The following is a 21,638-nucleotide window of genomic DNA, read 5'->3' on the forward strand; positions in this document are numbered from 1 at the left end:
GTTTTGGCCCGCCCCCGTCACAACAAAGCTACGTTTTTGCTAGGATGCGGTCGCTCCTTCGAGGACGATGGCGGCGCTTTTGTAGGCTTGTCTGGTGCGGTCAATATGCGCAGTGAGAAGAGATTTGATTTTGGCCATGTCGCCTTCGCGAACGGCAATAGCGATTTTCGAATGCTCATCGAAGGAAAGCTCAGTATGCTGTGGCAGCTTCGCCAAATGGGTCCGCAATGCGGCAATCTTACCGATATAGCGTGTATAGCTGGCCGTCAGATAATCGTTACCGGCATGTTCAAAAATCAACTGATGAAATGTGGTATCCAGTGAAAGGTAGCCCTTTTCATTGCCTCGCCTGCGTTCCTTCTCCATGTCCTTCACGACACGCTGCATGTCGTCGGCAAGACCTTCCGGGCTCCGCAACAACGCAAGTTCAAAGGCGGCAGTTTCGATAGCCTGTCTGAAATCGCAGATCTGAGTCACTTCCGGCTCAGACAGCGAAAAAACGCGTGCGCCTTTTTGAGGCTCGATACTGACCAACCCTTCGTCACGTAATTGAGCGAGTGCTTCGCGGACTGGCGATTTCGATACGCCCAGCTCTTCGGAGATTTTTCGCTCCGACAAAACCTGACCCATTTTCAGGGAGCCATCGATAATACTATTCCGCAAATGTTCCAGTGCGAGTTCACGCAAAGACTTGGGTCTCTCAAGCGCCATCTGAGGATATCTCCAAAAAAAGGTGTTGCCAGATGCAAGATATCTGATACACCAGATTAGGCAAGCTGGTATATCAGATATCAGAATGTACTTGGGAGATCAAAAAAGTGCGCGCAGAGTTGGTCGTCGATTGTAAGAACCAGCACGGGGAAGGGATTTTCTGGAATCCCGCCGATGACCTTATCTGGTGGACCGATATTGAGGGCTGCGCGCTTTGGTCATTTGATCCTGCAACGTCAGAATCCGCATCTCATGAGATGCCAGAGCGTGTGTGTTGCTTTGCGCCGCGTGCGTCTGGCGGACTGATCGTTGCTTATGCGGACCGAGTTGTCTTGCTGGATTCGCCCCAGGGCGAGGAAACTCTCGTGACGCGATTCGAGCCGAACAATCCGGAGACACGGCTGAACGATGGGCGAACCGATCGCCAGGGGCGATTGATTGTTGGAGGCATGAACGAAGTTTCTGGCAAGGCCGATTCGTCGGTCATCTGCGTCGATAAGGATTTGAGTGTACAGACGATCATCGAAGGAGTGTCTTGCGCCAATTCGACTTGCTTTACGTCCGACGGTACCACGATGTTCTTTGCTGATACCCCCGCTCGGGAAGTCGTCGCATTTGATTACGACACCCGCAGTGGAACCGTTTCGAACCGTCGGCAGCATGCTTCTTTCTATGATGAGCCTGGCTTGCCTGATGGGTCCTGTGTCGATGTCGAAGGGGGCGTCTGGAACGCCGAATGGGAAGGCCATCGCGTTGTTCGCGTCGCACCTGACGGCACGATAGACCGCGTGATCGAGGTGCCGGTCTGGAAGCCCACCTGTTGCGCTTTCGGTGGCCCTGATCTCGACGCGCTGTTCATCACGACCTCAAGGCTGATGAGTGACGAAGCAGCTTTAACAAAAGAACCGGAATCCGGCGGCCTCTTTGCTGTGAAACCCGGCGTTCGTGGCGTGATCGACGCGCCATTCAAAGGATAACCAACGAAATTCTGGAGGAGAAAACTATGTTGAAAACGCTAATGACCACTACGCTTGCCGCGGGGTTCGCCACGCTGGCAACGGTCGCTCTGGCCGAAAACTATCCAGCGCCGGTTCCGCTTGAGGACGGGGCGCAAGCGCCAATCGATGCGATAGAACCCAAAAACGAAACGTTCCGGATCGCGTATATGCCGCCGGCGACGGAGTTCAACTACTACATTGCCATTGGTGAAGGCATCAAAGCGGTTGCCGCTGAGGCCGGGGTGGAAGTCTTCATGCTTGCTCCCCAGTCCGGTGCGGACATCAACGGCCAAATGGGAATGATCCAGGATGTGCTGACGCAGGATGTGGATGCAATCATCTTTGGTACCCACGATGAATTTGCTGCCGCACCACTGCTGAAGCAAGCCGTCGACAAGGGCATGGCAGTTTTGATGATCAACTCGGACATCCCGAACTTCCCGACACCAATTCATGGCGTTGTCGGGTACTCCCAGCGCAGCGGCACACATGCTATCGCTGATTGGGCCATTGAAACTTATGGCGATCAACCGTTGAAGGTCGGCATTATCGAAGGGCAGCCTGGCTATCACTCGACCGAACGTGTGGGCGGCTTCCTCGACGGTATCGAGGGCAACGAAAACTTCGACGTTGTGGTGTCTATTGACGGTAAATGGAACGTTGAGGGCGGCAACACTGCTGGTATGGACATCCTACAGTCGAACCCCGATCTCGACATGATCTTCGCGGCGAACGACTACATGATCATTGGGGCATCCTTTGCTGCGAAAGCACTCGGCCGCAATGATATCGTCCTTTTGGGTAATGATGGAGACACGTCTGGCCTTGAAGAGATTGCGGCTGGCAACATCACGGCAACCGTCAACACCTCACCGTTCTTAATGGGTAAAGCGGCTATGCACGCAACCATTGATGCGCTCAACGGGTCCTATCCCGGCGGCTGGATCGAAACGCCCACATCAATTGAAGACAAAGACGGTGCGATCAGCGTGCTGCAAGAGCCAGAAAAGCTCTTCCCGCAGCCGTCCAAAGAGTACTGAACTTTCTCCCCGCTTCCCGGTGGCGCGTGCGCGTGCTGCCGGGTCGCAATTCAACCGAGTTCCCCTTTTGTCGAGGCAATCGCAATGACACCCGCAACGCCACTTTGGGAATTTGTCGATATCACCAAGGCCTATCCTGGGGTATTGGCGAATGACAAAGTCTGCATCCGGCTTATGCCCGGTTCCATTCATGGGCTGCTGGGTGAAAACGGCTGTGGCAAATCGACCATGATCAAGACACTTTCCGGCGTGCAGCAACCCGATAGCGGTCAAATCCTGCACAATGGCAAGCCGGTCACGGTCAGCGATCCTCAGGCGGCACGTGAGCTGGGCGTCGCAACAGTTTTTCAGGAATTCTCGATCGTGCCCACCTTGTCGGTTGGCGAAAACATCTTCCTTGGCAATATGCCTCGGTCTCGTTTTGGTGTGATCGACTGGGCCAAGGTTCACAACGAAGCCGCGCGCGTTTTAGCTGAAATGGATGTCGATGTTTCTCCCGAAACCATCACCGGATCGCTATCGGTCGGCGAGCAACAACTGGTCGAGATCGCGAAAGCGGTCGCGATGGACGCCCGCATGATCATCCTGGATGAGCCGACGGCGGCATTGGGTGAAGATGAAATCGAGCGCCTGCATCAGTTACTGCGCAATATGCGCGAACGCGGCACAGCCATTCTCTATGTGTCGCACAGGCTGGATGAGGTTGAACGGATCGTTGATGAAGTGACGATCTTGCGCAACGGCTGTGTTGTGCGCGCAAGTGGCGAGACCAAGATCAACGTCTCTGAGATTGTCAGCGCAATGGTCGGTGAGGACATTGGTGAGCATTATCCCAAGGAGCAGAACGCGACCAAGGATATTGTGCTAGAGGCGGCGGGTCTGGCCACCAATTCGGGCGTGAAAGATGTATCGTTTTCGTTGCGCCGGGGTGAAGTTCTGGGCTTGGGCGGCGTATTGGGCAGTGGCCGCACAGAAATCGCTCGCGCCCTGTTCGGGACAGACGAGCTGACGGGCGGACAGATAACACTTAACGGCAAGCCGGTTCGCTTCCGCCGGGAAATCGATGCGATCCGTGCTGGATTGGCCCTTGTTCCGGAGAACCGTAAGTTTGACGGGTTGTTCTTCAATTTCCGCGCAAGCGGGAACGTAACCGCAGCCTCCCTCGGCGGGCTTAGTCGGTTCGGCGTGTTGAATCTCAAAGCGGAAGAGCAAGCCACCCATGACCTGATCCGCGATTTGGAAATCTCGACCCAGGCCGAGGAAAAGACGGTCAACTTCTTGTCTGGTGGAAATCAGCAGAAGATCGTGATTGCACGCTGGCTGTTTTCAGCCTCGGACATCCTGATCCTTGATGAGCCAACGCAGGGGATCGATATCGGCGCCAAGATCGCTGTTTACAAGCTGATTAACAGGCTCACGCGGGCGGGAAAATCGATCATTCTGATCAGTTCAGACCATGATGAGTTGCTTGCCATGAGCGATCGGATTGCCGTCGTGCAGCACGGAACGATAATGCGCACGGTCGATGCATCCGACCTTACGCACGACGACCTTGTGCGCGCGTCCGCCGACACTCCTCAATCCAAGCCTAAGGAGGCTTTCGCATGAAGCGGATCTTTGACACCCAGTTGATCGGACCATTTGCAGCAATGGTGATCGTCGCACTGATCGTGGCACTTACGACCGAACGCTTCCTGAACCCGGGTAACCTTTCAAACCTGTCCCTACAGGTAAGCATCGTGGCCTTGATCGCAATCGGGTCTACTATCGTGATCTTCGCTGCGGGCATCGATCTGAGTTCCGGGTCTATGGTGGCTTTGCTGACCATGATCCTTGCGCAAATGTTGAAATTTGTTGGCATTCCACTGGTTCTGGCATTGCCACTCATTCTCCTCATGGGCGGATTGTTTGGTCTATTCATTGGGCTGATAACAGCCTATGGGCGTATCCCATCTTTCATCACAACATTGGCGGCGTTGATTGCCTTCAGGGGCCTTGCCCTGACCTTCAACAATGGGTCTCCGATCTTCTCGCTGGATCCGGCGCTGGAGCCAATCTTTTACGGCAAGTTGTTCGGCGTTCCGATGCCATTCTTCTACCTCGTGTTCTTCTACGTCCTTGCCGCGTTCACTATGAACTACACGAAACTCGGCCGTGAGATCTATGCCGTGGGTGGTAACCCATCCGCTGCCGTTCTGACGGGTATAAACGTACGTAAAGTTCAGACGACGACATTTGTCATCGCGGGTTTTATGACTGCGGTTGGTGCGATCCTGATGTCAGCGCGCCTCAACTCTGGTTCGCCCAACTATGGCCAAACGCTGGAACTGCAGGCCATTGCCGCTGCTGTTGTCGGCGGAGCCAGCCTTGCAGGCGGCCGCGGCAACATCCTCGCCACGCTGATGGGGGCGATGACAATCGTTATCGTCCAGAATGGTTTGAACCTAAACGCTGCGCCATCTTCGGTTCAGAACATCGTGTTGGGCCTGATCATTCTGTTGGCCGTTGGCATAGACATGTGGCGCGCGGAAATTTCGGGCTTGATGGGTCGAATGTTCGGCCGCCCTTCATCACAGCAGTCATCTAACGTTAAGAAGGAGGCCTGAGATGGATCTGGGGCTCAAAAATAAGCTGGTCCTGGTGACTGGCTCAGGTTCCGGCATCGGCAAAGCCACTGCCCGGGTCTATCTGGAAGAAGGCGCGCGGGTCATCGTGCATGGCCTGACCGAGGCGGAGGTGTCCGACTGCGTCGATGACCTGTCATCTCTGGGTGACGTTGAAGGCATTGCGGCCGATCTAACCAAGACGTCTGATGCGGAAACTCTGGCGGAGTTTGCGCGAGCGCGCGGGGCGGTGGATGTTCTCGTTAATAATGTCGGCATCTTCTCGGTTAAGCCGTTCGAGGATCTCACGGATGACGACTGGATGCACTATTTCAACATCAATGTCCTGTCCGCCGTTCGGATGAGCCGAATTTTCCTGCCTGACATGCTTGGCCGCGATAAGGGATCTATCATCAACATGGCCAGCGAAGCGGCAGTGAAGCCACTACCTCAGATGGTGCATTATTCTGTCACTAAAACTGCCATGTTAGGTCTGACACGTGGCATGGCAGAATTGACAAAGGGGACAAAAGTCCGGGTTAACTCGATCCTGCCTGGTCCAACCTGGACCGAAGGTGTCGAAGCCTATTTTGACGGCCTCGCCGATCAGAAGGGTGAGCCGCTCGACACGATCGTGGGCAATTACTTCAAATCAGATGAACCCACATCGCTCATACAGCGCTTTGTCCAACCAGACGAAGTCGCCCGCATGATCGTCACGATCTCTGCAAGTACAGCCTCCAATGGTTCTGCGCATCGGATCGAAGGCGGCATAGTTCGCAACATTCTTTAACTTCTAACTGGAGGAGCCCTACATGGCCGCTCTCACTTTCTCTCACATTGGCATCACAGTTCCCGACCTCGAAAAAGCCGTGGAGTTCTATTCCAAGGCATTCGGCCTGTACGTGCTGATGGAACCAACTGAAATCCTGCATGACGAAAGCGCCATCGGTCAGATGTGCGACGATGTATTTGGGGAAGGCTGGGGAAGCTTCCGCATCGCACATTTGTCGATGGGCGACGGTGTTGGCATCGAATTGTTTGAGTTCCCGAAGACCGTCGAAGAAGAACGCCCGTTTGAATATTGGCGGCGTGGCTTGTTTCATTTCTGCGTACAGGACGAGGATCTGGAAGGCCGCATCAAGGTTATCGAAGACTTGGGCGGGCGCCAGCGCATGAGCCAAGTGCGCAAGTATTACCCAGGTGAAAAGCCTTATCGCATGGTCTATATGGAAGACCCGTTTGGCAACATCTTCGAGCTCTACAGCCACTCGTACGAATTGACCTATTCGGCGGGTGCCTATGACTGATCGCGCTGACTTTTCCCCCAGAACGGACAAACCTAAGGTCGTGATAACCGATTACGACTTTGGTGATGTTGCCGTTGAGACGGAAATTCTGGAAGCCGCCGGAGCCGAGGTGATTGCGCTTCAGGCCAAACGCCAGGAAGACCTGTTTGATGTCGCGCCGCATTGCTCAGCGATGATGAATCAATATGCCCGGATCGGGAAGGAAACGATTGCGCGGATGCGGAACTGCGAGGTCATCGCGCGTTATGGCGTGGGCGTAGATATCGTGGATGTCGGCACGGCAACGGAAAAAGGCATCCTCGTTACCAACGTGCAAAACTATTGCACGGAGGAAGTCGCCGATCACGCGATTGCCCTTTGGCTGACCCTGGCGCGCAAGTTGCCCGACTATGATCGGGCCACTCATGCAGGGGTCTGGAAGTGGCAAAGCGGGCAGCCGGTCTACCGGTTGCGCGGGCGGACGATGGGTGTCGTCTCGCTGGGAAAAATAGGGCAAGCCATCGTAACGCGGGCGCAATCTTTTGGAGTTACGGTCATCGCCTACGATCCGTATTTGCCAAGAGAAGTCGCGGCAACGATTGGGGTCGAGCTGGTGAGCAAGCCTGAATTGCTGGCAAGGTCCGACTATATCCTGATGCAAGCGCCGATGACGCCGAACACGCATCACTTTTTGTCGGATGCCGAATTCTCGGTTATGAAGCCCGGTGCGATACTCGTGAACACTGGACGCGGACCAACGGTCGACAACAAAGCCCTGTTCCGGGCGCTGACCGAAGGCCATTTGGCTGCTGCAGGGCTCGACGACCCCGAAGAAGAGCCGGCCAAGCGCGCCAACTGGACACCTGATGACAACCCGCTGTTCACACTGCCCAACGTCCTCGTAACGCCGCATGCCGCCTACTATTCCGAGGAATCCATACACGCAGCGCGGGTTACCGCGGCCACGCAAGTGGCCAAGGTTCTGACAGGACAAAACCCCGACTACACAGTCAATGCCGAGGCATTGGCCGTATCTACCGCATAACAGGAGACAAGAATGCCAGACGTCAGCACAGACCTTAGGGTTTTCAATGATTTTGAAAGAAACCCGGAACTTCTCAAAAAATTCGACAAGGTGTTGGAGGCGTATTCTGCTGCTGCCATTTTTGCGGATGTGCAGTACCGAACAGGCGTGATGGACAGCGCCATCAAGCCCGCTTTCCGCGCCAAGGTGACAGGCCAGGCCGTGACGGTTCAGCTTTCAAAAGGCGATCTGGTCGACCCATTGCGAGCGCTTGAAATGGGACAACCCGGGGACGTGATCGTTGTGGACGCGGGTGGTGATCGTCAAACGTCAGTCTGCGGCGGTTTAATGGGTGGTCTGGCCAAGAATCGTGGCATTCGTGGTATGATCGTAGATGGCACTGGCCGTGACACAGATGAGTTGGAAGACATCAACTGGCCAATATGGACGCGCGCGATCACGCCGCGCGGAACGCACACGATGTTCTCGGAACGTAAAGAAGAACTTTCGATCAATGTGCCAATCGCCTGTGGGGGCGTCGTCGTAAACCCCGGTGATTTCATTGTAGCTGATCTTATGGGCGTCGTCGTGGTTCCACAGGAAATTGCCGAGGAAACCGTGCGCCTTGCTCAAGAGCAAGCTGACCGTGAGGAGGAAACCCGTAAATGGGTGGCCCAAGGCAAAACCGTTGAGGATCTGCTGAATGAATTCGGTCGCATCTGAGCCAGCGCTGATCGGCGTAGATTGGGGCACTTCATCGTTCCGTGCATTTCTAATTGGCGCGGAGGGCGAGGTGATCGAAGGGGTCTCGTCGCCTGAAGGTATCATGCAGGTTGCGGGGCAAACCTTTGACGCGGTCCTTGATCGTCTCATCGGCCCTTGGGTCGCAAAAGCTAACCTGCCGATCCTGGCATCTGGCATGATCACCAGCCGCAATGGCTGGGTAGAAACGCAATATGCCGAAATGCCTCTGGGTGCTGGCGGTCTTGCGCGAGCGTTGGTCCCGCACGAAGCGGCCAACGGAGCGCGTATTCATTTTGTGACAGGTGCTTCAACGGAACATGCCGGTGGACCTGACGTAATGCGCGGCGAGGAGACCCAGATCATCGGGGCATCTTCACTAGGCTTGAGCGAAGGTGTGTTCGTGATGCCGGGAACGCACAGCAAATGGGTTCAGGTTGCGGATGGGAAGATCGTGGATTTCTCGACCTACATGACCGGCGAGATCTTTTCGGCGCTGAAAGAACACACAATCCTTGGCACCTTGATGAAGGAGGACGTCTTCAGCGAAGACGCATTCGTGATGGGCGTCGAAGCGGGCCTCAGTGGTGAGTCGAACCTGCTGCACAGCCTGTTTCATGTTCGGACGCTTCCTCTCATGGGAAAAATCTCAAAAGTAGCTACGGCCGACTACTTGTCGGGCTTGTTGATCGGGACGGAGGTTGCTGCCGCGATCGGCGAATTAGAAGACGTTGGTTCGATCACTGTTGTTGGACGTAGCGATTTGTCCGACCGATACGAAATAGCGCTTCGAACTGCTGGTTTCGACAGCCGTCGCGCGCCAGATGATATCGTTGCGAAAGGGCATTTTCTGATTGCTCGCGCTGCGGGGTTGGTCGGATGATTGACCTCACTGCAGCTCTGGCTGAGAACCCGCTGATTGCGATTTTGCGGGGGCTGGCACCAGAAAATGCGCGCCCGGTATCTGATGTACTCTTCGATACCGGGTTTCGGATCATCGAAGTGCCGCTCAACTCACCGGACCCGCTGGAATCGATTACGCAGATCGTTGCGAAACATGGTGCTCAAGCCATCGTTGGCGCTGGTACAGTGTTATCTGCGGATCAGGTCGCGGCGGTTGCAGATGCAGGCGGGCGGATCATTGTGTCGCCCAATATGAACCGAGATGTCGGGCGCGCGGCTGTCGCCCGTGATCTCTATTGGTGTCCAGGTGTCATGACCCCCTCCGAAGCCTTTATGGCATTGGATATCGGGGCATCGGTCCTTAAATTCTTTCCGGCGGAAATGGTGCCACCAGCTGCTATTGCGGCCATGCGCGCCGTATTGCCTGCAGACGCAGTGATCGCTGCTGTAGGGGGCTTAACGCCAGACACGGTGGCGTCGTATCATGCCGCAGGTGCGGATGGATATGGGCTGGGCTCTGCACTTTTCAAACCGAGCTATACATTGGATGATATCGGCAGGCGCGCGCGCGCCTTCACCAGTGTATTGGAGGAACTTGGATGAAACAGGCCCTTGTAACGGGCGGTACGCGAGGGATCGGTGCGGGTGTTGCGCGGTCGTTGGCGGATGCAGGTTGGTCCGTCATTGCTGCATCCGCCTCCCAATCCGAATTGGATGCATTCGAGCCTCGAGACGGGATAAAGGTGCAGATCTTGGATGTCACCGACCAGGCTTCAATTAATGATGTATTCAGTGGACTCACGGGTCTGAATGCTTTGGTGAACTGCGCAGGTATTCTTCAGCGAGGCGAAGAATACGACATCGACGTATTCGCCAAGGTGCTCGATGTGAACTTGACCGGCACCATGCGCTGCTGTCTCGCCGCGCATCCTTTCTTAGCGGAAACAGGTGGGGCTATCGTCAATACGGCCTCTATGCTCAGCACTTTTGGTGGACCGTTGGTGCCGGCCTATTCCGCTTCCAAGGGCGGCGTGGCACAATTGACGAAGGCACTGGCAGGCCGCTGGGCCGAAGACGGTATCCGGGTCAATGCCATCGCGCCGGGCTGGATCGAGACAGAGATGACCCAGGGCCTTCGGGAAGACCCTGAACGAACAGCGGGGATCATGGCGCGTACGCCCATGAAACGCTGGGGGAAACCCGAAGAAGTCGGTGCGCTTGTGCAATGGCTTTTGAGTGAAAACGCCAGCTTTGTGACCGGGTCGATCTATCCGGTCGATGGCGGCTATCTCGCTATGTGAGGAAAATCAATGAATGACCATGACACCGCCCGAATGCCCTATCAGTTGCCTTTCCCCAGGGATGCGCAAGACGAGATCGTGATCCCGAATGCCATGAGCGAGGACGACAGACTGTGGGTTCCGCAGGCAGAGAACGTCTGGTTCCGACCGCTCTGTCTGAACCGCTCGCAAGGTTATTGGATGAACCTTCTCAAAGTGCGCAAAGCTGGTGTTCTTTCGCGGCACCGCCATCCCCAGCCAGTCCATGGCTTCGTTCTGAAAGGGCGCTGGCATTATCTGGAACATGACTGGGTTGCGGAAGAAGGCGGATATGTCTTTGAGCCGCCGGGTGAGACTCATACTTTAGTCGTTCCCGACGACGTCGAAGAGATGGTTACCTTTTTCCAGGTCAATGGCGTGATGTGCTATGTTGATCCGTGGGGCAAGGTCACTGGCTACGAAGATGTCTTTACCAAGATTGATCTGTGCCGGAAACACTTCGCGGAAGTCGGTCTTGGAGAAGACTACGTTGAACAATTTATCCGGTGATGCGCCGCGTTTCGCGCTCGTGGCCCATGATGCGCGAAAGGACGAAATCGTTGAATGGGTTGGGCTGCAATTGGCCCGGCTGTCCAGAGTACAAATCTTTTCGACAGGGACCACCGGCAGCCGTATTAAGCAAGCCTATCCAGAACTGGACGTGACCAGCCTGAAAAGTGGACCACTCGGAGGCGACCAACAGATCGGCGCTATGATCTGTGAAGAGAAACTGGATGCACTGGTTTTCTTTGTCGACCCTCTGTCGCCTATGCCACACGACGTCGACGTTAAGGCTCTGACCCGTCTCGCGACGGTATATGATCTGCCAATGGCATGTTCGCGCTCAACTGCGGATCTGATCGTGAAGGGACTGATTGACGGGGGTGACAACACGCTTCTCTGATACCCCGGACGCCGTAAGCGCCGATCAGTCAGTTATCAGAAGGTGCTCTCCCAGATTGCCGAGGTTTTCGCTGCCAAGCTGGCTCATGTTGGCCTCTATGTCAGCTTTTAGGATGTGAACGAGATGGTCGATCCCTCGTGCTCCGAACGCTGCAACGGCATATTGAAAGGCGCGTCCGACCATGACGAAATCTGCACCTTTCGCCAGGGCACGCATGATGTCCAATCCCCAGGCAACGCCAGAGTCGTAGATCAGTGGCACATTTGTTCCGACCGCCTCGCGGATGTTCGGGAGTTGGTCAATCACGGCGGGCCCGGCTTCGAATTGACGCCCGGAGTGGTTTGAGACCCAGATGCAATCCACGCCCTCGGCCACCATTTTTTGCGCGTCTTCCGGCCGCAGGACACCCTTGACGATCAAGTGACCCTCCCATTCCTGCCGTAGTTCGCGCAGGTAGTTCCAATCTGGAATCCCACGGATCAGAGCGCCTGCATGGGTAAAACTTTCTCGCCCGCGCGTGGGGACGTAATCGTCAAAGAACCGCATACGTGGCATGATGCCCTCGCGCAAATGCGCAAGGCACCAGGCGGGTCGTGACGCCATTTCAGTCAGCGTGCGCAGGTCAGCTTTTGGAGGCACGGTCAGGTTGGCGCGGCGTTGTCGTTCGCGCCGGCTTTCTTCTGGTACGTCCACCGTGATGATCAGCGTATGAAATCCCGCTGCCTTAATCCTCGGCAGCATCGCGCGGCGCAAATCGCTGGAGTTCACCGGGTAATGCTGAAACCATCCGTTTTTGCCAATGTAAGGTGCCACATCTTCCGGTGAAGCAACCGCCACGCTCGACAGCGAAAACGGAATGTTGTGAGCAACCGCTGCCTTTGCAAGCATCCGTTCTGCTCCCGCCCACATTAGGCCGGACATGCCTACCGGTGCTATCCCGAATGGCAGATCGTAAGTTTGACCCATCAATGTAGTCTGCAGGTCGGCCTTTGTTCGGCCGCATAGTACACGCGGCATGAATCCGATGGCATCAAGTGCGTCCCGGTTGACCTTCAACCCCAGCTCCCGGCCAGTCGCGCTGTCGAGGTATTCGAAAGCAAACTTCGGAATGCGCTTTTGCGCGGTTTGCCGAAGGTCTTCTATCGACGGGTGGGATAGGTCCAAATCCATCCGGGTCCTCTGGTTTTATCGTCTAATGTTTGTAGGCCCTCGGCCGGTCACCAAAGGGACGGCAAGGCCAAGGAAATTGCGGGCACATAGGTGATGAACATCAACAAGATCAGCATGCCTACAAAGAATGGCAGGATCGCCCGGCTGAGGCTTTCGATGGAAACCTTCGAAATGCTGCTAGCCACGAACAGGTTTACTCCCAAAGGTGGTGTGCAAAACCCAATGGCCAGGTTGACCGTCAAGATGACACCAAAAACAATCGGATCGACACCCAGCGCGGTTGCAACCGGCAGCAGGATCGGTGTCATGATGATGATCGACGAAATCGTCTCCATGAACATTCCGATCACCAACAACAGCAGATTGATCAGCAACAGGATGATGATGGGGTTGTCGGACAGGCTGGTGATCGTTGTTGCGAGTTCTGTCGGGATTCTTGCGAGTGTGATCAGCCTGCCAAAGGCGGTCGCCATGATCACCAATATCAGAATAGTCCCGCTGGTCTTTGCACTGCCCGCCAATACCTCTGGCAGGTCCTTGAGGGAGATGTCTCCATAAACAAAGATCCCGATGAAGGCGGCATAAACCACTGCCACGGCTCCGGCTTCGGTAGGGGTGAAGATACCGCTGTAGATGCCCCCAAGGATAATCACAGGCACCAGTAGCGCCCAGATAGAAGAGCGGAAACTCTGCCAGACGCCCGGACCTGAGAACGTAATCGTCGATTGGTGTACAACCTCGTCCTTTCGCAGCAGAACCCTAGCAACCAACATGAACATGAGGGCAAAAAGGATGCCAGGAACGACGCCTGCGAGAAACAGTTTGCCGATCGAAACCTCTGCAGTAACACCATAGATGATGAAGGGAATACTTGGCGGGATCATTACACCGATCATTCCCGAGGATGCTGTCAATGCGCCGCTGAATTTGCGCGTATAGCCGACCTTTTCCATCTCTGGGATCATGTTCGACCCGATGGCGGCTACGGTCGCAGGAGATGAGCCGGATATGGCGGCAAAGAACACACAGGCGAGTACGTTCACATACGCCAGCCCACCCCGGATATGACCAATCAGCGCATTGGCGAACCCAACCAGTCTACGAGACATCCCGCCGTGCTGCATCAGGTCGCCTGCCAAAATGAACAGAGGGACGGCAATTAGAGGAAACGAGTCCGCGCCTGTTACCACCGACCGTGCCAGAAGAACCATAGGTGGCGTGCCATCCACAAAGACCATCACGATCATAGTGGCTAAGCCCAAACAGATGCCAATTGGCACGCTGGAGAGCAACAGGGCAAAGAGCGTCAAGAAAAGCGTTGTCGCAAGCATGCCGGGTTCCTCACGCTTTGGTTCCTGCGATCAGACGCAGGGTTCGGATCAGATGTTGAGTGACGCGGATCGCAGACAGGCCCGCGCCAATCGGCGCCGAAGCATAAAGGATCGGAATTGGTAGTCCCAAAACGACCGACGTCTGGCTGGCCACAAAAGGCTGTCGGATAAGCTTGATGCATTCAATTGTTAGAACGACCAGAAATCCAAGGACAAGAAGCGCGATCACAACATCCGCGTAAAGCCTTGCCCGCTCGCTTAGGACATCACGCAGGACCGTGATCCGCACATGATCGCCAGTGTGGAATGCATAGCTGACGCCAAGCCAGACAAACCATACAAATAGCCAAAGCGTTAGCTCTTCGCCCCATGAAAGAGAGGCATTCAGAATGTAGCGCATGAACACATTGCCAAAGATCAATAAGACAATCGCGGCCAAAAGTGCACTGGCTAAGACCTTTTCGGCATTCATATCGATCCATTTGATAACCGACACCGTTCACCTCCCGTTGAACGAAAGGGGCACCCGAACCTTCATTGCACGGGTGCCCGTATTGGCTGAGTAGTCCGAGGGTCAGCTTCCGCTCGCTGCGGAAACCGCTGCTACCCAGTCGTCATAGGCTTCGGCGCCAACCTCGTCGCGATACTGCAGACGGACGCTTTCGGTTTTGTCGGCAAAGGCCTGTCGCTGCTCTGCTGTCAGTTCCAGAACCTCGACACCAGCGGCCCGGATTTGTTCCAGCTGTGCTGCATCTTCGCTGGCGACCAACTCGGCCTGATAGTTACGTGCGGCAGCCATCGAGTCCCGCACCAGTTGCTGATGCTCTGCGGACAGCGAGTCAAAGAACGGTTTGGAGATGACTGGCATATAGACCGCAAAGACATGGCCCGTGGTCGAAAGGTATTTCTGCACCTCGTAGAAACGCTGTGAGGTAATGATCGCCAGTGGGTTTTCCTGGCCGTCGATCACGCCTTGCTGGAGAGCAGAATAGACCTCACCAAAGTTCATTGGCGTCGGGTTGGCCCCGAGCGTTTCGAATGTCGCCACATGCGCCGGAACCTTCATGGTACGCAGTTTGACACCCTCGAGGTCTGCAGGGGTTGCAACCGGACGGACATTGTTGGTCACATTGCGTACACCCAATTCAAGCCAGCCAAGACCTACCAATCCCTGGTTTTCGACCCGTGCAAGCATGCCATCACCAGCATCACCATCAAGAACATCAAAGGCGATGTCTTTGGAGGAATACATGTAGGGCAGTTCAATTACTGCAAAAGCCGGATCCCAGCCCGCGAAGAAAGAGGAAGGAGGAATTGCCATTTCCAGAACGCCGGTTTGAACACCTTCGATCATCTCGCGATCAGGGCCCATCTGCGATGAAGGGAATATCTGTACGTCGATCTCACCATTCGAGCCAGCTTCGACCAGTTCTTCAAATTTCAGTAGCGCGCGATGCATATGAAACGCTTCTGCTGCGCCATGCCCAACCTTAATGACTGTTTCAGCGGATGCTGCAAAAGCAAGCCCGGCTGACATGACGACGCCAAGCGCCAATGTTGATTTCTTGAACAAGGTATCCTCCCATGGATTTAGTTATTTTCGATCTATTATCTGAGATATCAGATATAATATAGAAATCAAGCTCACATGTGCTATTGTGTTAGAGAGACGAAATAGGACAAAGTGAAAATGACCGAGATTTTGCAGATTAAGCGACCGGATTCGTTGAGTAAAACTGCTGAAGAGCACATACGAAAAGGCATTATCAATGGCACGTTTCAATTGGGTGAATCGTTGCCGGAAGTGAAGCTGTCAAATGCCATGGGCATCAGCAAAACTCCGATTCGCGAAGCGCTGTCGGCTTTGAATCTTCAGGGGCTCGTTCAGATATTTCCTCATCGAGGAGCCTTTGTATTCTCTCTTTCTCAAGAGGACGTAGTGCAGCTTTGTCAGTATAGGCTCATCCTAGAATCTGCAGCTTTGGAGCAGGCGCTTGAAAAGAAGCCGTCGGTTCTGATCAATGAGCTGGCTACAATTGTTTCGAAGATGTCAGAAGCGCAGGAAGCGGATGAATTCGAGCAGTACTTGGAACTTGACGCCGAGTTTCACGACGCGTTTTTCAGGTCCTGCGGAAACAGTTACCTGCGGGATGGATATCAAAAAGTCAGTGATATCGTCCAAACTATGCGGACGCATCTGTCCAAGCGTTCCGATCGAACGACAAAATCATTTAAGGAACATCAGGCGATCACATCGCTACTCGGCGAGGGTAAAGTAAAAGCAGCAGTGAACACGCTCAAACGGCAAATTACTCGCGGTGAGCGATCTTATTCCGATTTGGTTGGTCTGAAGCAAGCATAGGCGTCCTGCCATCTGGGTCTTGTCAGATTAACTTTGCTTGAGCGGGGCAGAGCGGTTGCGTAGCTTTTGTCCATGACCAAACCTTCTTTTTCAAATACTTTAGACCCAGTCCCGAGATCATCCGCCTTGCTGTAATGCTGTACATCCGTTTCCCACTATCGCTTCGGAATGTGAAAGCTCTGAAAGATGACCAGGTGGATGCCCTTACGTCATTTGACCGACCACTTCGGGCTCGATGCGGACATTCAGTTAATTACGACCAATTTCTGCAATGAGGACAGAGCTACTATTGCCACGTTAGATCAGATAAATAGGTTTGCAGTATCATGCTCTAATCAGAACAGATGCCCATACGTGCGAATTGCATGCTGTCTGTTTTGCAGTTCAAGTTTGGCGTAGATTTTACTTGTGTGGTTTCGAACGGTTTTCTCACTCATTTGGAGACTGTTAGCAATTTCTTTACTACTCATCGCCCGGCAGATAAGTCTCAGCACGTCCTGCTCGCGCTTTGTCAAATCTTTAAAGTCTGTTGTTTGACCGGAAGATGTAAATTCAAGCAAACTCGTGGAAAAATCGCGCCAAGCAGGTTCATCGCGTTGGATAATGTGATTTTTCCCCTCCAAAGCAGACATTGTCGCTCCGGGAATTTTCTGAGCGAGACGTTGCCCTTCTTCAAACGGAATAACCTGATCGTCCCTTGAATGGATCACCAGTGTTGGAACTGAAACCTTTGGCAGAAGGCTCTCAACATTTACGTCAGCGCGCGCCATAAGCAAGTCGGCCCCTGTCTCAGGCAAAACGGTCTTTTGGCAAAGATCTGTGAACCATGAGCGCTGTTCGACTGCCGCGCCAGGAAGAAATCTTGATGTAAATACATCTTGGAACGCTGGGTTGTCATTCTCCCAACCCAAGCGAAATACATCGATTACTGTCTTATAGTTTTTGGCGGCAACCGGTCCACGGTGGTTACTGCCCCTTGCATAGCCGCCAACAAGTATCATCCCAGCGACCCTGTCGGGATACATGAGTGAATACGCGATAGAAGTCGCTGAACCCTGAGAAACACCCAGTAGATAAAACGGTCCATCTATTTCAGCGGCGTCGATTACAGATTCGAGATCATCAACCCAGTAATCAATACCTAGGTTCTCAACTCGCTTGTCAGATAATCCGCAGCCTCGCTCATCATAGCGAACAAGGGTGAATTGACTTTCCAACATTTCGATCCAATGAGACCAAATTGGACTGTCGAGATCATAACTGAGATGCGTCAGCCAATTGGCTGCCTTTACCATGGGCAGGCCGTTTCCGGATTTGCTCCAGGCCAGCGATGTACCATCGCCTGAGGAAGTGTATCTAACGGTTCGCATGTCTTTTTTTAGTCAATTTGGGGCAAATGTCCCATCAATTTCCCGTCGTTTTGGGTCTAGCTGGGACATGTGCCCGATAGGTTGAAGGCCGGATGAATGACACCATTGTGAAATTCAGATCGGAGGTCATCACATGAATAAACAATTTGACGCATCTCTACAGTCTTCACCGTCCTGGTCCCAAATATCGCCCGCTCCCTGCGTGGGGCTACATTGTTCTGGTGCTGACGGAAGCCAGTGGCGCACTCTATTTGCACGGATGAGCGATGAAACCAGAACAATAGCGCCCGACTTAATAGGAACCGGGTCTCGGGATTGTAAAATCCCGGACGGGCCATTCACGTTGGAACGGGAAGCTGCTTCGATCATCACCGAGATTGAGAAGCTTGGGAGGCCCGCTCACTTGATTGGGCACTCCTATGGTGGAGCGCTGGCGTTGCACATTGCCAGAGCTCGACCCGACCTTGTTCAATCACTTTGCCTCTATGAACCAACTTTATTCAGTCTACTGAAAGCAGGAGGTGCGACTGACGGTACATTGTATTCCGAGATTGTAAGCCTCACAAACGCAATACAAACCGGCATAGAAGAGGGATGCGAAGAGTTCAGTGCACAGGTTTTTACCGATTTTTGGGGAGGACTTGGCGCTTGGCAGGCCCTAAGTCGTGAACGCAGATGCGCAATGATTGATTGGGTTTACAAAGCCCCTAGCGATTTCGATGCGCTTTTGAATGAACCTGATCCAGAAAACATTTTTCCTGAGGGAATTCCCTCTACGATCATGCTCGGATCGCAGACTCATGCGCACACGAAGCGCATCGCAGAAATTCTGGCAACCCAAGGTAAGCTCGTTGATTTAAAGGTTCTAAAGGGTGCCGGCCATTTGGGGCCCTTTACCTTCAAGGAAAGTTTCGAGATGGAGGTGCTGTCACATATTGGAACTGTGGAACGCCGCTACATGGCTTCAATGGAAATCAAGCAGATCAGTAGATCGTGAGCCAGGGACACTGGGAATTTAGGACAAACGACCGGCCACTTTGGGCTCGACTCGGTCATCTGACTATTTTTATCAGATGACGGCTTTTCTGCGTTAAGCGGTCATTCTTCCACTGGACTTGTGAGCCAAACAGAGCGGTACTGTCCATGTTGCGACGTATCCAATGTTGCGCCGCGCCATTTTCCGCCCGGGTCTCCGGGCTCTCCTCGGTAGCAGGGTCACTTTCAGCCTGCGTGAACCAAAAGGAGAAGGCCAAATGACACGATCGCCGAAACCCAAAACCAAGAAAGCGCTGCTCATTCAGATGCTCAGCCGCAAGGCCGGGGCAGATGTTGCCACGATCAGCGAAAAACTCGACTGGCAGATGCACACGACGCGGGCGGCGCTGACTGGGCTGCGCAAGGCGGGCTACGAGGTTTTGGGCGCGAAGCCAGATGAGGGCAAGCCCAAGCGCTATCGGATCTTGGCGATGCCCGCCCAAACTGGTGCGACTTCAACAGCCGAAAAGTCTGATGCCCGGTAAGCCGGATCCGGATCGACCGCTGGCGATTGCCGCGTGGGAGGAGGCTTTTGGGTCTCCTCCACCGCCGTATTTGTCGGTGGCGTTCCTGCGCAAGGCAGTAGCTTATGACGCGCAGTGCCGCTCTTCGGGCGGTCTGCCGGCGGCGACACGGCGCAAGCTGCGACAAATCGCAGAAGGCAAGCCGATTGCCGTCACCACATGCGGCGACCTTCGGTCCGGCGCGCACCTCGTGCGGGAATGGAACGGCCGAACCTACCAGGTCGAGGTGACCGAAGGCGGCTATCGAATGGATGGCAAGGACTGGCCGTCGCTCTCCGCGATTGCAAAGCATATCACTGGCACGACATGGTCAGGCCCACGGTTCTTCGGCCTCACCAGCAGGTCAGGAAGCAGCAGATGAAGAAGATCCGCTGCGCCATCTACACCCGCAAAAGCTCGGAAGACGGGTTGGAGCAGGAGTTCAACTCGCTCCATGCCCAGCGGGAGGCCTGTGCCTCCTATCTGGCCAGCCAGAAACATGAAGGCTGGGTGCTGGTACCGGACCAATATGATGATGGTGGGTTGTCTGGTGGATCACTGGACCGCCCTGCTTTGCAGCAGCTTTTAGCGGATATAGGCGATGGAAAAATCGACCAGATCGTCGTTTACAAGATCGATCGTCTGACACGGTCGCTGGCGGACTTCGCGAAGATCGTCGATATCCTGGATGCCACCGGTGCCTCCTTCGTCTCGGTCACGCAGTCGTTCAATACCGCGACCAGCATGGGACGTCTGACACTGAACATGCTGCTCAGCTTCGCCCAGTTCGAGCGCGAAGTGACAGCGGAGAGGATCCGGGACAAGATTGCTGCCTCAAAGCGTCGGGGGCTCTGGATGGGCGGGCAGGTGCCGATGGGGTACGATCCGGATGGCCGGACGCTGAAGATTAATGAACCTGAGGCCGAGACGATCCGGACGCTCTACGCGCTTTACGAACAACACGGGACGATCCGGCAGGTGAAGGAAAAGGCCGACGCTTTGTTACTGCGCACCCGGCGAAGGACACTGTCATCGGGTGAGACGCGCGGCGGCGGCGCTTTCGACCGCGGGCATATCCATCACGTTTTGACAAACCCGGTCTATGCCGGGCGCATCCGGCACAAAGATCAAGTGCATGACGGCCAGCACGACCCGATCATCGATCCCGACCGATGGGATGCGGTTCAGCTCAGGCTGCAAGGGATGGCCTCCCGGATACGCTTGAAAAAGACGCCGCGCCACGTGTCGCTACTTTGCGGGAAAATCTTTGATGAAACCGGAGACCGGCTGACGCCATCGCATTCTAAAACGAAGAAGAGCACCCGTTTGCGCTACTACGTCTCGCACCGGCTGATCGCGCGCAGCGGCGAGGAGAACCTCGATGGCTGGCGCTTGCCGGCGGACCAGCTTGAGGCACAGATCGGCACTCTTGCGCGTAGCCATCTTGCTAACCCTACATTTGCAGGGTGTCTCTGCCTACAGTCCGACGCCAGTGAGATCGCCCGCGTTCGAAGCAAACTGACGGAGCTGATCTCAGAGCCGGAGCGCAAAGACATCTTGCCGATTGTAGAACGCATCGAGATTGCGCCGGGAAAGATTATGCTCAGGCTAGATATCAAAGGCGTAGCGGCGATGCTGGATACCAACGCTGATGCATTGGACGCAAACGCCCTGCGGATCGAAGCGCCGTTCCAGGTGCGAAAGCGGGGTGTCGAAACCAAGATCATTCTCGCTGATACGACCGCCGCAAGAGACGAGACGTTGATCCGAAACATCGCGCATGCGCATCACTGGCTGGAGCGGATCAAGGCGGGCGAAACCTTCGGCGACATTGCAGAAGCCAGCAATATCTCCAAACGCCGCGTTCAGCACATGATCGATCTCGCCTTCCTCGCGCCGGATCTCGTGCGAAATGTACTGGAAGGCGAACAGCCCCTCGGCTTTACGTCCGACTGGTGCAAATCGCGAACCCTGCCATCAGACTGGCAGGACCAGCGTGCGCTTCTCGCGACTCTCTGATCCACCACATCCACACCTGCTACCGCGAAAATGCCGAACGCAGACTTTCAGAGATTTGCGGCGCTGCTCCGGCACGGTCCACGGTCTGCGCAATTGCGCCACGCCGCTAATCCGCGGATAACACGTGACTAATCAGAGCACACCTTGCGCGGTCTCGATATGGAGGAGTGGGTGGCTGGGGTGGTAGGATTCGAACCTACGATACACGGTACCAAAAACCGCTGCCTTACCACTTGGCTACACCCCAACGGTGAGCGGCTGTCTACGATTGTTGGTGGCGGTGTTCAAGGGCTTTCCTGCAAAAATCTCGGTTGCC

At 54.7% G+C, this 21,638-nt stretch carries 24 protein-coding genes, 1 tRNA gene and 1 pseudogene; 19 read left to right on the top strand and 7 right to left on the bottom strand.

Features of this window, described 5'->3' with window-relative positions:
- Positions 1 to 39 precede the first annotated feature (39 nt).
- Positions 40 to 711 carry a GntR family transcriptional regulator gene (locus tag ACR0J8_RS05260; RefSeq protein ID WP_170621287.1) on the bottom strand — a complete coding sequence of 224 codons (672 nt, stop codon included), beginning with the start codon at positions 709 to 711 and terminating at the stop codon, positions 40 to 42.
- A 107-nt stretch (positions 712 to 818) separates the two neighbouring features.
- Here ACR0J8_RS05260 and ACR0J8_RS05265 point away from each other — a divergent pair, with 107 nt between their 5' ends.
- The 13 genes from ACR0J8_RS05265 (at position 819) to ACR0J8_RS05325 (ending at position 11,532) form a co-directional block, all read left to right on the top strand.
- Positions 819 to 1,688 (top strand): SMP-30/gluconolactonase/LRE family protein, encoded by an 870-nt coding sequence (locus ACR0J8_RS05265; protein ID WP_170614889.1) that lies wholly within the window; start codon positions 819 to 821, stop codon positions 1,686 to 1,688.
- Positions 1,689 to 1,729: 41 nt separating this feature from the next.
- Positions 1,730 to 2,749 (top strand): sugar ABC transporter substrate-binding protein, encoded by a 1,020-nt coding sequence (locus ACR0J8_RS05270; protein ID WP_480889050.1) that lies wholly within the window; start codon positions 1,730 to 1,732, stop codon positions 2,747 to 2,749.
- Between the two features lie 84 nt (positions 2,750 to 2,833).
- Entirely contained in the window at positions 2,834 to 4,357 is a 1,524-nt protein-coding gene (locus ACR0J8_RS05275; RefSeq protein ID WP_480889052.1) for a sugar ABC transporter ATP-binding protein, read from the top strand.
- Positions 4,354 to 5,355 carry an ABC transporter permease gene (locus ACR0J8_RS05280; protein ID WP_480889055.1) on the top strand — a complete coding sequence of 334 codons (1,002 nt, stop codon included), beginning with the start codon at positions 4,354 to 4,356 and terminating at the stop codon, positions 5,353 to 5,355. The genes ACR0J8_RS05275 and ACR0J8_RS05280 overlap by 4 nt, the downstream gene beginning before the upstream one ends.
- 1 nt (position 5,356) lies before the next feature.
- On the top strand, positions 5,357 to 6,145 hold the full coding sequence (locus ACR0J8_RS05285; protein WP_170614885.1) for an SDR family NAD(P)-dependent oxidoreductase: 789 nt from the start codon (positions 5,357 to 5,359) through the stop codon (positions 6,143 to 6,145).
- 22 nt (positions 6,146 to 6,167) lie between these two features.
- Positions 6,168 to 6,662, top strand: a complete 495-nt coding sequence (locus ACR0J8_RS05290; protein WP_108861949.1) for a lactoylglutathione lyase family protein — start codon at positions 6,168 to 6,170, stop codon at positions 6,660 to 6,662.
- Positions 6,655 to 7,686 (top strand): C-terminal binding protein, encoded by a 1,032-nt coding sequence (locus tag ACR0J8_RS05295; protein WP_480889058.1) that lies wholly within the window; start codon positions 6,655 to 6,657, stop codon positions 7,684 to 7,686. The genes ACR0J8_RS05290 and ACR0J8_RS05295 overlap by 8 nt, the downstream gene beginning before the upstream one ends.
- A gap of 12 nt (positions 7,687 to 7,698) precedes the next feature.
- Positions 7,699 to 8,388: an RraA family protein gene (locus tag ACR0J8_RS05300; RefSeq protein ID WP_108861947.1), complete on the top strand. Its 690-nt coding sequence runs from the start codon at positions 7,699 to 7,701 to the stop codon at positions 8,386 to 8,388.
- Positions 8,369 to 9,289 carry a 2-dehydro-3-deoxygalactonokinase gene (locus tag ACR0J8_RS05305; protein ID WP_170614883.1) on the top strand — a complete coding sequence of 307 codons (921 nt, stop codon included), beginning with the start codon at positions 8,369 to 8,371 and terminating at the stop codon, positions 9,287 to 9,289. The genes ACR0J8_RS05300 and ACR0J8_RS05305 overlap by 20 nt, the downstream gene beginning before the upstream one ends.
- Entirely contained in the window at positions 9,286 to 9,912 is a 627-nt protein-coding gene (locus ACR0J8_RS05310; RefSeq protein WP_480889060.1) for a 2-dehydro-3-deoxy-6-phosphogalactonate aldolase, read from the top strand. The genes ACR0J8_RS05305 and ACR0J8_RS05310 overlap by 4 nt, the downstream gene beginning before the upstream one ends.
- A complete protein-coding gene (locus tag ACR0J8_RS05315) occupies positions 9,909 to 10,610 on the top strand; it encodes an SDR family NAD(P)-dependent oxidoreductase (RefSeq protein ID WP_480889062.1) in 702 nt (233 codons plus the stop codon). The genes ACR0J8_RS05310 and ACR0J8_RS05315 overlap by 4 nt, the downstream gene beginning before the upstream one ends.
- Before the next feature lie 9 nt (positions 10,611 to 10,619).
- Positions 10,620 to 11,138 (top strand): 2,4'-dihydroxyacetophenone dioxygenase family protein, encoded by a 519-nt coding sequence (locus tag ACR0J8_RS05320; RefSeq protein ID WP_480889064.1) that lies wholly within the window; start codon positions 10,620 to 10,622, stop codon positions 11,136 to 11,138.
- Entirely contained in the window at positions 11,119 to 11,532 is a 414-nt protein-coding gene (locus tag ACR0J8_RS05325; RefSeq protein WP_480889065.1) for a methylglyoxal synthase, read from the top strand. Before ACR0J8_RS05320 ends, ACR0J8_RS05325 begins: the two co-directional genes overlap by 20 nt.
- 24 nt (positions 11,533 to 11,556) lie before the next feature.
- On the opposite strand, the gene ACR0J8_RS05330 is transcribed toward ACR0J8_RS05325, so the two are convergent.
- The 4 genes from ACR0J8_RS05330 to ACR0J8_RS05345 form a co-directional block, all read right to left on the bottom strand.
- The gene (locus tag ACR0J8_RS05330) at positions 11,557 to 12,702 is read right to left on the bottom strand and encodes an alpha-hydroxy acid oxidase (RefSeq protein WP_480889067.1); all 1,146 of its coding nucleotides are present in this window, start codon (positions 12,700 to 12,702) and stop codon (positions 11,557 to 11,559) included.
- A 47-nt stretch (positions 12,703 to 12,749) separates the two neighbouring features.
- Complete coding sequence (locus ACR0J8_RS05335) at positions 12,750 to 14,033, bottom strand: TRAP transporter large permease (RefSeq protein ID WP_170621278.1); 1,284 nt, start codon at positions 14,031 to 14,033, stop codon at positions 12,750 to 12,752.
- A gap of 10 nt (positions 14,034 to 14,043) precedes the next feature.
- The gene (locus ACR0J8_RS05340) at positions 14,044 to 14,529 is read right to left on the bottom strand and encodes a TRAP transporter small permease (protein ID WP_170351622.1); all 486 of its coding nucleotides are present in this window, start codon (positions 14,527 to 14,529) and stop codon (positions 14,044 to 14,046) included.
- 78 nt (positions 14,530 to 14,607) lie between these two features.
- Complete coding sequence (locus ACR0J8_RS05345; protein WP_170621276.1) at positions 14,608 to 15,606, bottom strand: TRAP transporter substrate-binding protein; 999 nt, start codon at positions 15,604 to 15,606, stop codon at positions 14,608 to 14,610.
- 117 nt (positions 15,607 to 15,723) lie between these two features.
- Between ACR0J8_RS05345 and ACR0J8_RS05350 the strand changes: the two genes are divergently transcribed.
- Both ACR0J8_RS05350 and ACR0J8_RS05355 read left to right on the top strand, forming a co-directional pair.
- Positions 15,724 to 16,395, top strand: coding sequence for a GntR family transcriptional regulator (locus ACR0J8_RS05350; protein ID WP_480889070.1), 672 nt, complete (start codon positions 15,724 to 15,726; stop codon positions 16,393 to 16,395).
- A gap of 72 nt (positions 16,396 to 16,467) precedes the next feature.
- Positions 16,468 to 16,577: pseudogene (locus ACR0J8_RS05355) on the top strand (IS6 family transposase); the annotation flags it as partial.
- Positions 16,578 to 16,730: 153 nt separating this feature from the next.
- Here the strand turns inward: ACR0J8_RS05355 and ACR0J8_RS05360 are convergent.
- Positions 16,731 to 17,765 (bottom strand): alpha/beta fold hydrolase, encoded by a 1,035-nt coding sequence (locus tag ACR0J8_RS05360; RefSeq protein ID WP_480889072.1) that lies wholly within the window; start codon positions 17,763 to 17,765, stop codon positions 16,731 to 16,733.
- 133 nt (positions 17,766 to 17,898) lie between these two features.
- Here ACR0J8_RS05360 and ACR0J8_RS05365 point away from each other — a divergent pair, with 133 nt between their 5' ends.
- The 4 genes from ACR0J8_RS05365 to ACR0J8_RS05380 all read left to right on the top strand — a co-directional run bounded on the left by ACR0J8_RS05365 (position 17,899) and on the right by ACR0J8_RS05380 (position 21,322).
- Complete coding sequence (locus tag ACR0J8_RS05365; protein WP_480889073.1) at positions 17,899 to 18,762, top strand: alpha/beta fold hydrolase; 864 nt, start codon at positions 17,899 to 17,901, stop codon at positions 18,760 to 18,762.
- Between the two features lie 256 nt (positions 18,763 to 19,018).
- Positions 19,019 to 19,285, top strand: a complete 267-nt coding sequence (locus ACR0J8_RS05370; RefSeq protein ID WP_480889075.1) for a DUF3489 domain-containing protein — start codon at positions 19,019 to 19,021, stop codon at positions 19,283 to 19,285.
- The gene (locus ACR0J8_RS05375; RefSeq protein ID WP_480656003.1) at positions 19,275 to 19,685 is read left to right on the top strand and encodes a DUF2924 domain-containing protein; all 411 of its coding nucleotides are present in this window, start codon (positions 19,275 to 19,277) and stop codon (positions 19,683 to 19,685) included. Before ACR0J8_RS05370 ends, ACR0J8_RS05375 begins: the two co-directional genes overlap by 11 nt.
- Positions 19,682 to 21,322: a recombinase family protein gene (locus ACR0J8_RS05380; protein ID WP_480889077.1), complete on the top strand. Its 1,641-nt coding sequence runs from the start codon at positions 19,682 to 19,684 to the stop codon at positions 21,320 to 21,322. Before ACR0J8_RS05375 ends, ACR0J8_RS05380 begins: the two co-directional genes overlap by 4 nt.
- A 172-nt stretch (positions 21,323 to 21,494) precedes the next feature.
- Here ACR0J8_RS05380 and ACR0J8_RS05385 read toward each other — a convergent pair.
- Positions 21,495 to 21,569 (bottom strand) — tRNA-Gln (locus ACR0J8_RS05385).
- Positions 21,570 to 21,638 lie beyond the last annotated feature (69 nt).

The organism is Ruegeria sp. N11 (assembly GCF_056531525.1).

Excerpts from the sequence above, each read along its gene's own strand:
- ACR0J8_RS05350 (WP_480889070.1), top strand. The coding sequence starts at position 15,724 with ATGACCGAGATTTTGCAGATTAAGCGACCGGATTCGTTGAGTAAAACT.
- ACR0J8_RS05335 (WP_170621278.1), bottom strand. The coding sequence starts at position 14,033 with ATGCTTGCGACAACGCTTTTCTTGACGCTCTTTGCCCTGTTGCTCTCC.
- ACR0J8_RS05270 (WP_480889050.1), top strand. The coding sequence starts at position 1,730 with ATGACCACTACGCTTGCCGCGGGGTTCGCCACGCTGGCAACGGTCGCT.
- ACR0J8_RS05360 (WP_480889072.1), bottom strand. The coding sequence starts at position 17,765 with ATGCGAACCGTTAGATACACTTCCTCAGGCGATGGTACATCGCTGGCC.
- ACR0J8_RS05285 (WP_170614885.1), top strand. The coding sequence starts at position 5,357 with ATGGATCTGGGGCTCAAAAATAAGCTGGTCCTGGTGACTGGCTCAGGT.
- ACR0J8_RS05290 (WP_108861949.1), top strand. The coding sequence starts at position 6,168 with ATGGCCGCTCTCACTTTCTCTCACATTGGCATCACAGTTCCCGACCTC.
- ACR0J8_RS05365 (WP_480889073.1), top strand. The coding sequence starts at position 17,899 with ATGAATAAACAATTTGACGCATCTCTACAGTCTTCACCGTCCTGGTCC.
- ACR0J8_RS05375 (WP_480656003.1), top strand. The coding sequence starts at position 19,275 with ATGCCCGGTAAGCCGGATCCGGATCGACCGCTGGCGATTGCCGCGTGG.
- ACR0J8_RS05330 (WP_480889067.1), bottom strand. The coding sequence starts at position 12,702 with ATGGATTTGGACCTATCCCACCCGTCGATAGAAGACCTTCGGCAAACC.
- ACR0J8_RS05295 (WP_480889058.1), top strand. The coding sequence starts at position 6,655 with ATGACTGATCGCGCTGACTTTTCCCCCAGAACGGACAAACCTAAGGTC.
- ACR0J8_RS05300 (WP_108861947.1), top strand. The coding sequence starts at position 7,699 with ATGCCAGACGTCAGCACAGACCTTAGGGTTTTCAATGATTTTGAAAGA.
- ACR0J8_RS05370 (WP_480889075.1), top strand. The coding sequence starts at position 19,019 with ATGACACGATCGCCGAAACCCAAAACCAAGAAAGCGCTGCTCATTCAG.
- ACR0J8_RS05315 (WP_480889062.1), top strand. The coding sequence starts at position 9,909 with ATGAAACAGGCCCTTGTAACGGGCGGTACGCGAGGGATCGGTGCGGGT.
- ACR0J8_RS05275 (WP_480889052.1), top strand. The coding sequence starts at position 2,834 with ATGACACCCGCAACGCCACTTTGGGAATTTGTCGATATCACCAAGGCC.
- ACR0J8_RS05380 (WP_480889077.1), top strand. The coding sequence starts at position 19,682 with ATGAAGAAGATCCGCTGCGCCATCTACACCCGCAAAAGCTCGGAAGAC.
- ACR0J8_RS05260 (WP_170621287.1), bottom strand. The coding sequence starts at position 711 with ATGGCGCTTGAGAGACCCAAGTCTTTGCGTGAACTCGCACTGGAACAT.
- ACR0J8_RS05305 (WP_170614883.1), top strand. The coding sequence starts at position 8,369 with ATGAATTCGGTCGCATCTGAGCCAGCGCTGATCGGCGTAGATTGGGGC.
- ACR0J8_RS05280 (WP_480889055.1), top strand. The coding sequence starts at position 4,354 with ATGAAGCGGATCTTTGACACCCAGTTGATCGGACCATTTGCAGCAATG.
- ACR0J8_RS05320 (WP_480889064.1), top strand. The coding sequence starts at position 10,620 with ATGAATGACCATGACACCGCCCGAATGCCCTATCAGTTGCCTTTCCCC.
- ACR0J8_RS05310 (WP_480889060.1), top strand. The coding sequence starts at position 9,286 with ATGATTGACCTCACTGCAGCTCTGGCTGAGAACCCGCTGATTGCGATT.